Raw genomic sequence first — 13,426 nt, forward strand, 5'->3', positions numbered from 1 at the left:
TAATCTTTAGGAGGAAAATAAAATGAAAAAGAATTTTCTGTTATCAATTTTAGTATTAATCTTTCTTATTTCATGCGGTGGAGAAAAGAAAGGCTCCCAAACAGGCGGAAAAGGTGAAAAAGTCGTCCTTAAAGTGGGAGCATGGAATGATGCGGGAGACGCTCTGAAAAAAGTGGCAACAGCATTTGAAAAAACTCACCCTGATGTAAAAATCGAAATAATTGAGTCGGATTCCAATTATACAAAACTTACTCCTGCCCTCGTTTCAAATCAGGGTGCTCCGGATATAATCCAAGCTCAGGCAAGGGATTTTCAAAGCTTTTTAATAAAATTTCCAAAACAGTTTTATGACCTTACTGAAAAAATGCAGAAAGACGGATTGGCTGATAAATTTCTACCCGCATCCATTGAAAATGTAAAAGGGAACGGTAAAATTTATGCTATGCCTTGGGACATAGGTCCTACAGCATTATATTACAGAAAAGATATGTTTGAAAAAGCGAATATTGACCCTAAATCTATAGAAACATGGGACGATTTTATAGAAGCAGGGAAAAAAATACAGGCTGCAAATCCCGGTGTAAATATGACAGGTTATTCGGAAGACAATGATTTTTTCCATATGTTATTTAACCAGCTCGGAGGAACTTATGTCAAAGACAATAAAATCTCTGTAAATTCCACTGAAGCTGTAAAAGCTTTTGAACTAATGAAAAAAATGCAGGCTGCAAATATCCTCATTAATGTAAAAGACTGGAACGGACGTATTATCGCCCTGAATAACAGTAAAATAGCAACTGTCATTTTTCCTGTATGGTATTCAGGAACATTGGTAAATGCGGTTGCCGATCAGAAAGGAAAATGGGGACTTATAGAACTTCCCGCATTTGAAAAAGGCGGAAACAGACAGGCTAATTTGGGAGGTTCTGTCCTCATAATATCAGAGCAATCCAAAAACAAAGAAATTGCTTACGAATTTTTAAAATTTGCTTTAGCTACCGTTGAAGGAGAAGATATTATGATGGAATTCGGACTATTCCCTGCATATACACCTTATTACTCCGCACCGAGTTTCAAAGTCAACAACGAATATTTCGGCGGAATGGACATAAATACTTTCTTTGCAGGATTGACAAACACTATTCCTGAAATAAATTACGGAGCTATAATGCTCGACGCTCAGACTCCTTTAAACAATATGACTACTTCGGTAATGGGAGGAAAAGATATAAATACCGCTTTAAAAGAAGCCTCTACAGCCATTTCCCAAAGCACACAACTGGAAGAAGCAAAATAAGATAAAGTAGCAAAGGAGACAATATGAAAATAAAAAATACACTAAATTCAAAAAAATTGACCCCTTATCTATTTTTGGCACCATTTTTCATTATTTTTTCTATATTTATGCTTTATCCGATTTTAAATTCATTGTTCCTGTCATTTACTTCAGAACAAGGATTTATAGGATTGGGCAACTTTAAACGTGTACTGTCGGACAAAATATTCTGGAAATCAATAATGAACGTATTTCTTATATTAGCAGTTCAGGTTCCTATTATGCTATTTTTAGGAACTGTCCTTGCCAATATTCTGAACAGTAATTTTCTTAAGTTCAGAGGTCTTTTCAGACTTTTTATATTTTTTCCTGTATTGGTAGATTTAGTTACTTATTCGATAGTATTTTCGATTTTATTTAATGAAAACTTCGGATTAATCAACTACATGCTGAACACTGTCTTTCATCTAAATCCTGTTCCGTGGTTTTCCAGCCCTTTGTGGGCGAGAATACTTATCATAATTGCCATAACTTGGCGTTGGACAGGGTACAATACGGTTATCCTGTTGGCAGGACTTCAGTCTATTGACAATTCTCTTTACGAATCTGCCGATATTGACGGAGCAAATGCTGTTACAAAGCTTCTTCATATAACTTTGCCGCTACTGACACCGATACTGCTGTTCTGTGGAATAATGTCCACGATCGGCACTATACAGCTGTTTACGGAGCCTCAGCTTCTTACTTTGGGAGGTCCTGACAATGCGACCCTTACCCCTATTATGTATATTTACCAGTACGGTTTTCAAAGTTTTAAATTCGGCTATGCTTCGGCAGTTTCTTATGTGATAACTACTATTGTGTTTATTATAAGTCTGATTCAGATAAAACTGACAAATGGAGGTAAACAATGATGAAAAAAGATAAAAAACTGAAAATTACATTTATGTATCTCATTCTAATTATAATCTGTCTGATTTCCGTTTACCCTTTTGTTTGGCTGATAATAAGTTCAACTTTATCAGATACCGACATTTTTAAACTGCCGCCTAAAATATTTTTTGGAAATAACTTTTTTAAAAATTTTGAAAATCTCAATATAAATCAACCCATATGGAAAGCATTCGGAAACAGTATGTTTATATCCGTTACTTATACGCTGTTGACACTTTATCTGTCTTCTTTGGCAGGTTACACTTTTGCTAAATTTGAATTCAAATTCAAAAATCTGCTTTTAGGAATAGTCCTTATGACTATGATGCTTCCCATTCAGGTAACACTTATTCCGTTATTCAGGATTTCCATAGCTTTGGGCTGGCAGAATAAAGCTGCGGCAGTTATCATTCCTGCTCTGGCAAATGCCTTTGGAGTATTTTTTATGAAACAGAATATGATGAGTATCCCCTCTGAACTTCTTGAATCTGCGAGAATAGACGGTGCAAGTGAGATTTCCATATTCCACAAAATTATTTTGCCTACTTCACTGCCTCCTTTGGCAGCTTTGGGAATACTCAGCTTTATACAGCAATGGGGAAATTTCCTCTGGCCTCTTATAATCTTACAGGATAAGGAAAGTACGACATTACCTGTATTATTGTCTATGATGGTTCAGAGAGGACAGGTCGTCCATTACGGAGAAGTGCTGGTAGGTACTATTTTCAGTATTCTCCCTGTTCTGATTATCTTCCTGTTTTTACAAAAATATTTTATAGCCGGAATATACAGCGGTTCAGTGAAAGGATAAAATTATGAATATAAAAAATTTAGAAGATTTAAATGTTTTAGGGATTAACAGAATAAATCCCCGTTCGACTTTTTTTGGATATGAAACAGCAGAAAAAGCCGAAACTTATAACAGAAATTTTTCCAAAGGTTTTAAATTACTGAATGGAAACTGGAAATGTATGTACAGTGAACATCCTGACGATTTTCCGGATGACTTTTTTTCAAAAGATTTTGACGATACTGACTGGGATTTGATATATGTTCCGTCAAACTGGCAAATGGAAGGCTATGACAAGCCATGGTATACAAACGTACAATATCCTTTCCCCGTAAATCCTCCCCATATACCGAGCCTTAATCCGACTATGGCATATAGAAGAAGATTTTATATGTCCTCTTCTGATTTGGATAATACCCAGTATTTGAAATTTGAAGGGGTAGATAGTGCATTTCACGTATGGATAAACGGAAAATATGCAGGATATAGCCAAGGAAGCCGTATTCCGTCGGAATTTAAAATTAATGAATATATTGTTCAGGGAGAAAATACTCTTTGTGTCTTAGTTCATAAATGGAATGTCTTTTCTTACCTCGAAGATCAGGATATGTGGTGGCTGAACGGTATTTTTAGGGATGTATATATCACTTCTGCTCCTGAAAGCCATATATATGATATTTTTGCAAAAACTTCCCTGAATGAAACTTATAAAAATGGGATTTTAGATTTGGAAGTCGATATTATAAATAACACAGATGCGTCTAATATGAACAGAAACGACGTGAATGAAAATAATCTGAATGATTTTTATTTGGAAATTATTTTAAAAGACAGAAATTCCGACAAATTCCTTATCAAGGAAAGTTATAATTTAAAAGAAAACTATAACTTAAATAGCTCCCGTAAATTAGAAAATAACACAGAAAATAATATTAAAAAATACAATTTTCATTATGAACTGGAAAATATACTGAAATGGTCTGCTGAAAGCCCAAATTTATATGAATTATATGTCATTCTAAAAGAAAAAGAAAAAATATTACAAATTGTTCCATTAAAAACAGGTTTTAAAAAAGTCGAAATAAAAGACGGAATAATGCTGTTTAACGGCAAATATATTATGCTCAAAGGAGTAAATCGCCACGAGTCGCACCCTATTTACGGACGAAGTGTAAGAACTGAAGATATGCTGAAAGATCTGAAACTGATGAAAGAACATAATATCAATGCCATACGTACTTCCCATTATCCTGACAATCCTAAATTTTATGATTTATGCGACGAATACGGATTTTATGTAATAGACGAAGCAGACCTCGAAACTCACGGTTTTGATATTATAAATAAAAGAAATTATCTGAATAATCTTGAAGAATGGAAACCTGCATTTATTGACCGTGCTGAAAGAATGGTAGAGAGGGATAAAAATCATCCGTCAATTATTATGTGGTCATTAGGAAATGAATCGGGCTACGGAAAAAATCACACTGCTATGGCTGATTATATGAAAAGTCGTGATGACAGCAGGTTAGTTCATTATGAAGGAGAAACAAGGGAAATCTTTGAAAATAATGACGGACTTCCCGACAGAGATCCTGAAAGCTCCGATGTACATTCCACGATGTATACCTCTATCGAAACAATGGAAAAAGTTGCCAAACTGAATTTCCTGAAAAAACCTCATATTATGTGTGAAAATCTCCACGCTATGGGAAATGGACCGGGAGGCATAAAAGAGCTATGGGAGCTATTATACAGGGAAAGAAGACTACAGGGCGGATTTGTCTGGGAATGGTGCGACCATGGTATTTTACAGGTGGATAAAAACAGAGAAAAATATTTTGCTTACGGAGGAGATTTCGGAGATACTCCCAATGACGGAAATTTTGTCGTAGACGGACTTGTAAATCCCGACAGAATTCCCTCTCCTGCTCTTGCCGAGTACAAGAAAGCTATCGAGCCTATAAAAATGACTGCACTAAATCCTGAAAAAACTGAATATGAAGTTGAAAACAGATATGATTTTATAAATCTTGACGATTTTATATGCAGTTTTGATATAAAAAAAGACGGAAAAACTATTCAAAGCGGTTACCTTGAAAATGTCAGTATAAATCCTTCGGAAAAAGGAAAAATCAAGATAAATATCAACAATTTCCTTCTTAATCGGAAAGGCGAATATTATATCATTTTTTCATGGACACTGAAAAAAAATATCGGTCTTTTGAAAGCAGGAACGGAACTGGCTTTTCATCAGGAAAAAATTTCTGAAAAATTTATCGAAAAAAATTTAGACCAAATGAATATTATTTCGTCAAATAATACTGATAACGACAATAATATCTGTCTAAAAAATGCTCCTGATATGTTTGATATTACTGAAACGGAAAACGAGCTGAAAATAGACTTTTTCAATAGACAAATAATTTTTGATAAAAATAAAGGAAAAATAAAAAGCTGCTGCTATGACGGAATACATATATTTGAGGACGGACCGATACTGAATTTATGGAGAGCTCCTATTGATAATGACATATTGGGAATCGAAGAATTCGGTGCTAAAAAAGTTTTAAATCACTGGAAAGAAAAATGTATTCATCTAATCCAACATAATATAAGAAATTTTGAAATCTCTGAAAAAAACGAGAACTATATCGTAATAAATATTTCTGCCGATGTAGCCCCTCCCGTTATAGACTGGGGATACAAAGTCAATTACAGATATACTGTTTACAGAAACGGCGTAGTCAAAATGGATATATCGGGAAAAACCTACGGAAACACACCTGAAACATTGCCAAGAATAGGAGTTATTATGAATATCAATAAACGCTTCAGAAATGTTCAGTGGTTAGGTTTAGGTCCATATGAAACTTACATCGATTCGTGTAGCGGTGCTAAATTTGATTTATGGAATAAAAAAGTCGAAGATATGTATACTCCTTATATTTTCCCGCAGGAAAATGGAAACAGATATAATGTAAAAAGATTTTCGCTAAATGACGACAGAAATGTAAAAATATGCTTTGAAACCCTTGATAATAAATTTGATTTCGGTATAAGTGAATACACTATTGAAAATATTGAAAAAGCAGGACACACTTATGATTTGAAAAAAGCAGATTTTCTCCAGTTAAAAATTGATATGGAACAATATGGCTTAGGCAGTGCAAGTTGCGGAGAAGAAACTCTTAAAAAATACAGACTTTACTGTAAGGATTTTGAATTTTCATTTAAATTCTCGGTTTTTTCTAAAGACGAATAAAATGATAAATAAATACTATAATAGATACATTCAAATTTGAAATTTTTTAATAAATATTATTTTTATTGGAAAAAAGAGATAACTAAAAATAAAAGAGGCGTAAGCCTCTTTTAAAATTTATCAGATATATTTATATTTGAGTAATATACCATTTTAGACATTGTAAAAATATATTTATTTCTTTTATTTTCAACATTTATCGTTTTTGTTGGCAAATTTGTTGGCAAAAGTATTTTTTTCGATTTTTAGTTTTTGTTATATATTCTAAAACTCTTATTTTCTCAAATGGTGCGAGTGGTGGGATTTGAACCCACACGACTATTGCCACTGCTCCCTGAAAACAGCGTGTCTACCGTTCCACCACACTCGCATCCTTTGTTATTTTACACTATTTTATATTTTTTTGCAATAAGATTTTTTAAAATTTTACCATATTTTTATTCTGTCTTTCGGTTCTTTGTACAGTTTATCTCCTTTTTTAGTTTTAAATGTATCATGGAAAGCGTCAATATTTATAAGAAGTCCATTTACACGGAAATAATTAGGAGAATGAGGGTCAGATTTTACAAGATTTTTTAGATATTCTTCCGTTGCTTTCTGTCTCCATATTCTTCCAAAATTCATAAAGAATAACTCATTTTGAGTATATCCGTTTTCCTTTATATTTTTTTCAGGGTGATCTTTTAAATATAGTTGCAACGCATCAAAAGCTATATTTACTCCTCCAAGATCCGCTATATTTTCAGTTAATGTAAATTTACCGTTTACATTTACATTAGGGGCAACAGAATATCCTGAAAACTGCTCCGCCAATTTTTCCGTAACTGTATCAAATTTCTTTTTGTCCTCTTTACTCCACCAGTCTTTCACATTACCGTCTCCGTCAAAATTTGCTCCTGATACATCAAATCCGTGTGTAATTTCATGACCTATAACTGCTCCTATTCCTCCGAAATTACTTCCCGGACCTAAATCTTTATAATCATAGAAAGGAAACTGCAATATTCCCGCAGGAAATACTATCTCATTACCTGTAGGAGAATAGTAGGCATTTACAGTATTTGCACTCATGAACCATTCTGTCTTGTCCACAGGTTTTCCTACTTTTTTCAGCTCTTCCTTATAGCTCCATTTGGATATACCTTCAAGCTGTGTATATAAATTATCCTTTTCGTTTATAATCAACTCATCAAAATTACGCCATTTATCAGGATATCCTATTTTTACTGTTACTTTTCCTAATTTTTCAAGGGCTTTTTTCTTAGTTTCACTGCTCATCCATGTGAGATTTTCTATTCTGTTTCTGAATGCTTTGAAAATATAACTTACCATTTCTTTCGCATTTTCTTTGGCTTCGGGTGGAAATTTCTGTTCCACATAAACTTTTCCGACCATTTCTCCCAATGTTCCGCTTACAAAATTTAACGCTCTTTTTTCAAGAATTTCTCTTTCTTTTTGACCGTTTAAGTATTTTCCATAAAATGCAAATTTTCTTTCTGCAAGTTTATCTGATAATAATCCCGAAGCTGAAGAAATCAAATGAAACTTCAAGTAATCCTTTATTATATCCATATTTGTATCATTTAAAAACTTATCCAGGTTTTCATAGTATTTCAGCTGCGAAATAATGACTTTGTCAGTATTTACTCCCGACTGTTTCAAATAATTTTTCAAATCGATGTTTTTAACTATTTTTGACAGTTCATCTATTTTTCTTGGGTTATTTCTTTTTTTTATGTCGTGGCTTTCCTCATTTGTAAGAAGTGTTTTCGCCATTTGTTTTTCAAATTCAACTATTTTTTTTGCTTTTTCTTCCGTATTTTTTTCTCCCAAATAACTTAGCATATCACTGATATATTTTGTATATTCCTGAATAATCTTTTTATTTTCTTCCGTTTCTTTTTGATAATAATCCTTTGAAAGCCCTAATCCTGCTGAACCAAGATAAACAGCATTATCTTTGGATGAATTTAAATCCGGTCCTACTCCCCAGCTGTATAAAGTTCCTCCTCCTTCTTTCGTAACTTCTATTGTATATTTTTCAAAATCTTTTATATTTTTTATGGCATTTATTCTATCCACATCTTTTTTCAGGGGAGAAATCCCTTCTTTATTTCTTCTTTTCATATCAGAATAAGAATTATAAAGGGTAAGTATCTTTTTTTCATCTGAATTTTCAGATAATTTCTTCTTTTTCAGCCCATTAATCATTTCTTTCAAAAAATCCTGATTTTTTTCAAATAATTCCGTAAATGAACCCCAAGCAGGTTTTGTAGAAGGAATTTGTGTTCTTTTTTCCCAGTTTTCATTTATAAATTTATAAAAATCATCCTGAGGTTTTATATTTTTACTTAAATCTTTCACAAGTTCTTTATCTCCCTTATAAGTTGTTATATTTTTATCCTCATTCTTTTCACTTACTTTTTTTTCAGTATTCTGAACAGCATTTTTACTGTTTTTAGATTTTTCAGTATTATAAGTTATTCCCATACACACTAAAAATAGTGAAATTACTAATAATTTTCTCATAATTCAAATCCTTTCTTTTCGTTATATTTTATTTTTAGTATATATTATTCACTCCAATAACATATACTATATTTACAGAATAAACAATCCAATTAATTTATATGCTCTTATTTATTCTGTTTTTTCCAGTATGTTTATAGTATAACATATATAGTATTAGTTTTTAATTATAAATATTTATTAAAATTTTATTTGATTAAAGATTGTTTCAAAAAATATCTTTGATTTTAAAAAAATAATATACTTTAAAATTTTGTGTTTTTATGGTATGATTTTATAGAAAAATTAAAATCTGACAAATTTAATAATACTATTAAAACAGGAAAGGCATATAAATGAAAATAGGAATTGATAAAATCGGATTTGCAATGCCCAAATATTATTTAAATATTGAGGACTTGGCTGTAGGAAGAAATGTAAGTCCGAACAAATTTACAAAAGGACTTATGCAGATTGAAATGAGTATCTCTCCTTCCAGTCAGGATGTAGTAACACTTGGGGCTACTGCTGCTTATGAATTTCTGAATGATGAGGACAGAGAAAATATAGATATGATAATTTTCTGTACAGAATCAGGCATTGACCAGAGCAAAGCCGCTTCGGTATTTATCCATAATTTGCTGAAAATACAGCCTTTTGTCCGTTCTGTCGAAATCAAAGAAGCATGTTACGGGGCTACTGCCGGACTTTCTTTTGCTAAAAATCACATAGAAAAAAATCCTGATTCGTCCGTTCTAGTAATTGCTGCAGATATAGCAAAATACGGTATAAATTCATCAGGGGAATCCACACAGGGAGCAGGGGGCTGTGCAATGCTCATAAAGAAAAATCCCTCCATTCTTATTTTAAATGATGACAATGTTTATCAGACACGAGATATTATGGATTTCTGGCGACCCAACTACTCTGAATATCCCTGTGTAGACGGGCATTTTTCTGCGAAACAGTATCTTGACTGTTTAGTTACAACTTGGGAAGAATACTCCAAAAGAAACAATAAAACTTTGGAAAATTTTGCAGCATTCTGTTTTCACCTTCCCTATCCTAAACTGGGACTCAAAGGACTTCATTCTCTGCTATTGAAATCCACAGATAAAACTTTGAAAGCCGGATTACTGGATAATTTCGACAGCTCCATAATTTATAGCCGTAGAATTGGAAATATATATACAGGTTCACTTTATTTAGGTTTGCTGTCATTACTTGAAAACAGTCTAACTCTTAAAGGCGGAGATAATATTGCCTTATACAGTTACGGTAGCGGTGCCGTATGTGAAATATTTAGCGGGACTTTAGCTGAAAATTTTAAAAACAATCTCCGTAGTAATAGAAATGATGATTTTTCCAAACGTCATAGATTGTCAATCGAAGAATATGAAAAAATGTTTTTTGAGAAAATTTCTCCGGATGAAAACGGTAATTTTGAATTTCCTGACGATAACAGTCTATTTTCCTTAAAAAAAATAGAAAATCATAAAAGAATTTATAAATATAATCCAAGATAACATAACCTGAAATAATAAAGGAATAATTTTATGAAAAATAATAAAAATATTTGGCTCGGTTTTCATAATAAGAGTCGAATTGAGCGTATCAAAAAACTGAAAGAAAATGATTTCCTAAATGAGGAATATTTTGAAATTCTAAAAAATAATATTACTTTATCTTGTGAAATTGCAGATAAAATGTCTGAAAACAGTCTTGGAACTTTTTCTTTGCCTTTCGGTATTGCACCGAATTTTCTTATTAATGGAAAAGAATATGCTGTCCCTATGGTTACCGAAGAGCCGTCGGTAGTTGCTGCATGCAGTTTTGGAGCTAAAATAATAAATCGCTCGGGAGGTTTTTCTACAAAAGTTGTAAACAGAAAAATGATAGGACAGGTAGTCCTTTATGACATTAAAGATATTGAAAAAGCAGAACAGATTATATTTGAATATAAAAGTGAAATCCTAAAAACTGCTAACGAAGCTTACCCTTCTATTGTTGTGAGAGGTGGCGGAGCCGAAAATATTGAAACAAAAATTTTTTCTAATAAGGATTTTCCTGAAAAATATGCTGAAAATAATGATGATATCGAATTTTTATCTGTCTATCTGACTGTCGATGTCAGAGAGGCAATGGGAGCAAACATTCTGAACAGTATGCTTGAGGGAATAAAACCCTTTCTTGAAAATATAACCGGAGGGATTTCTCTTATGGGTATTTTATCCAACTATGCTACCGAATCCCTCGTAACTTCATCTTGCGAAATTGATATTAAATTTTTAAGTAATGATGAAAAACAGGCTGTAAATACAGCTAAAAAAATTGAGCTTGCGGACAGATTTGCAAAAATGGATATTTACCGTGCAGCAACTCATAATAAAGGTATTTTTAACGGTATAGATGCCGCCGTTATTGCTGTCGGAAATGACTGGAGAGCTATAGAAGCGGGTGGACATGCTTATGCTTCAAAAGACGGAGCATATAAAGGTCTTACAACATGGAAATTTGACACTGAAAACAAAAAACTCAAAGGAGAGCTTACGCTTCCGATGCCTATAGCTTCTGTCGGAGGTTCTATAGGACTTAATCCTACTGTTAAGGCAGCTCGTAACATTTTAGAAAATCCTGATGCAAAAACTTTATCCGAAATCATCGTTTCAGTCGGTCTTGCTCAAAATCTGGCAGCTTTAAAAGCTTTAGTAACAACGGGTATACAAAAAGGTCATATGAAATTGCAGGCAAAATCATTAGCACTTTTTGCAGGAGCTAAAGATGATGAAATAGAAACTGTCGTTCAGGAACTTCTAAAAACAAATTATATTAATTTGGAAAATGCCCGAAAGATACTGGAAGAAATCAGAAAATAAAAAAGTTTAACCAATTATTTTTAATAGTAATGCTTGGCATTTAACAGTTTTTCGGCTTTTCTGTAATCAGGCATATAACTTTCAACATAATTATAAAAACCTTTTCCGTGATTAGGATATTTTAGATGAGCAAGTTCATGCAAAACGACATATTCTATCTCAAAAAGAGTTCTTTTTACAAGTTCTGTATTAAGATTTATATATCTTTTATTGTGATTACATGAACCCCATCTCGTTTTCATCGGTTTGATTGATAGATGTTCTATTGTTTCATCAAGTATTTCAAGCCATTTTTTTATAACATCGGGAAATATCTTCTTTGCACAATCAAAATACCATTTATTCATTATTTTCTTTTTATTTTCAAAATTTTCATTGTTCGTAACAAGTATTATTTCATTGGTTTCTTTATTGAGAGTAACTCTGTTTATATTTCCCGTTTTTACTGTCAGAAAGTATTCTCTCCCCATTAATTTATGGGTTTCTCCCGTTTTATACTCATATTCTTTCCGTTGAGTTTTTACATCTTCTATTTTATTTATAACTTTTTTTATCCAGCTTTCTTTTGAGCGGATAAAATTTTCTATATAACTGGTATGAAGACTTAAAGGAGCTGAAATATAGACTTCCATATTCTGATTTATTCTTAAATTTATGTTTTTTACCTTTTTTCTGTGAACATCATATCCCAGAATTTTTTCAGTTCTCATTTAAATACTTACTCCTTAATTTCTTTTATTTTTATAATTTTCTATCTCTCTATCCATTATCGCCGTTATATTTATTCCCATTGGTGCATTTTTTATAAATTTTTCATATAGTTCGGAGTTATTTTCTTTACAACTTTTAAAAAATAATATAATATTTTCTTTTTTCTGAAGTTTTATTGCATAATCATCTTCCAATACAATATACAAGGTTAAATTTCCAAACATATCATTTTTTATAATCATTCTTGTGAAAAATACAGTTTTTACTTCTTCCAGTTTAAAATAAACTTCTTTTTTAAAAATTCTCCTCAAAAATGTATATATAAATTCTCCGTTTAATTCTTCAAGTTTTTCAAAGCTCAATTTTATATTTTTCCATATTTTCCTTGCAAGGAAATATAAAACCAGATATAAAATCACAAGCAACCATATATTCATTATTAACCTCTCTTCAATATGCGTTTACTTTTAAAACTTCATTCTTTTTCAATTTTTATTTTTTAATTTTTGTTCTTTTTCAGTTATTTTGATTTTGAAAAATAAGTAACTCCGAATAATGTTTTCATATCATTGGACTTTTTCACTACATCTTTGACTTTAATCCATTTTACTTCAAGCTCTTCTCCTTCATCCAAAGAAAGCTCTTTCGGTTTTATCGAATCGGATTTCAGTCTTGCACTGAAAAAATAGAGATTTTCAGTCGTGTATCCGGGAGATACAAACAGACCTTTTTTTAATTCTTTAAAATCCGTTATATCTTTTTTTGTATACCCCGTTTCTTCTCTTAACTCTCTAAAAGCTGCTGTTTTAGGACTTTCTCCATCGTCAATTAATCCTGCGACTACTTCCAGTGTATAATCTTTAGGTCCGGGTCTAAACTGTTTTACAAGTATTACTTTTTCTTTCGTTTCATTAAAAAGTACAAAACATACCGCATTGGATTTATCCAGATATTCCAGTGTTATTCCTGTCGTAGGGTGTATCATTTTGGCACCTTTTAAAAATCTGAAATTTTCCATTTTTTTATTCCTTTCTCTTCATAAATATTTGAAAATTATGATTTCAATT

10 protein-coding genes and 1 tRNA gene are annotated in these 13,426 nt (G+C 32.0%); 6 read left to right on the forward strand and 5 right to left on the reverse strand.

Translation table 11 applies throughout. From position 1 onward, the window contains the following. Nucleotides 1–22 precede the first annotated feature (22 nt). Genes ACO5J6_RS00280 through ACO5J6_RS00295 form a run of 4 tightly spaced genes read left to right on the forward strand, consistent with a single transcriptional unit; the run spans nucleotide 23 to nucleotide 6,264 of the window. Complete coding sequence (locus ACO5J6_RS00280) at nucleotides 23–1,297, forward strand: ABC transporter substrate-binding protein (RefSeq protein ID WP_485641296.1); 1,275 nt, start codon at nucleotides 23–25, stop codon at nucleotides 1,295–1,297. Between the two features lie 23 nt (nucleotides 1,298–1,320). Then, nucleotides 1,321–2,190 carry a carbohydrate ABC transporter permease gene (locus ACO5J6_RS00285; RefSeq protein ID WP_485641298.1) on the forward strand — a complete coding sequence of 290 codons (870 nt, stop codon included), beginning with the start codon at nucleotides 1,321–1,323 and terminating at the stop codon, nucleotides 2,188–2,190. Further along, a complete protein-coding gene (locus ACO5J6_RS00290; RefSeq protein ID WP_485641300.1) occupies nucleotides 2,187–3,020 on the forward strand; it encodes a carbohydrate ABC transporter permease in 834 nt (277 codons plus the stop codon). The genes ACO5J6_RS00285 and ACO5J6_RS00290 overlap by 4 nt, the downstream gene beginning before the upstream one ends. Before the next feature lie 4 nt (nucleotides 3,021–3,024). Further along, nucleotides 3,025–6,264: a glycoside hydrolase family 2 TIM barrel-domain containing protein gene (locus tag ACO5J6_RS00295; protein WP_485641301.1), complete on the forward strand. Its 3,240-nt coding sequence runs from the start codon at nucleotides 3,025–3,027 to the stop codon at nucleotides 6,262–6,264. Between the two features lie 286 nt (nucleotides 6,265–6,550). Here ACO5J6_RS00295 and ACO5J6_RS00300 read toward each other — a convergent pair. Next, a tRNA-Leu gene (locus ACO5J6_RS00300) sits at nucleotides 6,551–6,634 on the reverse strand. 56 nt (nucleotides 6,635–6,690) lie between these two features. Further along, on the reverse strand, nucleotides 6,691–8,793 hold the full coding sequence (locus tag ACO5J6_RS00305) for a M13 family metallopeptidase (RefSeq protein WP_485641303.1): 2,103 nt from the start codon (nucleotides 8,791–8,793) through the stop codon (nucleotides 6,691–6,693). A 335-nt stretch (nucleotides 8,794–9,128) separates the two neighbouring features. Here ACO5J6_RS00305 and ACO5J6_RS00310 point away from each other — a divergent pair, with 335 nt between their 5' ends. Continuing rightward, the gene (locus tag ACO5J6_RS00310) at nucleotides 9,129–10,298 is read left to right on the forward strand and encodes a hydroxymethylglutaryl-CoA synthase (protein WP_485641305.1); all 1,170 of its coding nucleotides are present in this window, start codon (nucleotides 9,129–9,131) and stop codon (nucleotides 10,296–10,298) included. A gap of 30 nt (nucleotides 10,299–10,328) precedes the next feature. Beyond that, entirely contained in the window at nucleotides 10,329–11,648 is a 1,320-nt protein-coding gene (locus ACO5J6_RS00315; RefSeq protein WP_485641307.1) for a hydroxymethylglutaryl-CoA reductase, degradative, read from the forward strand. Between the two features lie 20 nt (nucleotides 11,649–11,668). On the opposite strand, the gene ACO5J6_RS00320 is transcribed toward ACO5J6_RS00315, so the two are convergent. From ACO5J6_RS00320 to ACO5J6_RS00330, 3 genes are all read right to left on the reverse strand, one after another. Continuing rightward, nucleotides 11,669–12,358, reverse strand: a complete 690-nt coding sequence (locus tag ACO5J6_RS00320) for a M48 family metallopeptidase (RefSeq protein ID WP_485641310.1) — start codon at nucleotides 12,356–12,358, stop codon at nucleotides 11,669–11,671. A 15-nt stretch (nucleotides 12,359–12,373) separates the two neighbouring features. Then, entirely contained in the window at nucleotides 12,374–12,796 is a 423-nt protein-coding gene (locus ACO5J6_RS00325; RefSeq protein ID WP_485641312.1) for a hypothetical protein, read from the reverse strand. 83 nt (nucleotides 12,797–12,879) lie between these two features. Continuing rightward, complete coding sequence (locus ACO5J6_RS00330; protein WP_485641314.1) at nucleotides 12,880–13,377, reverse strand: NUDIX hydrolase; 498 nt, start codon at nucleotides 13,375–13,377, stop codon at nucleotides 12,880–12,882. Nucleotides 13,378–13,426 lie beyond the last annotated feature (49 nt).

Source organism: Pseudoleptotrichia sp. (assembly GCF_057270515.1).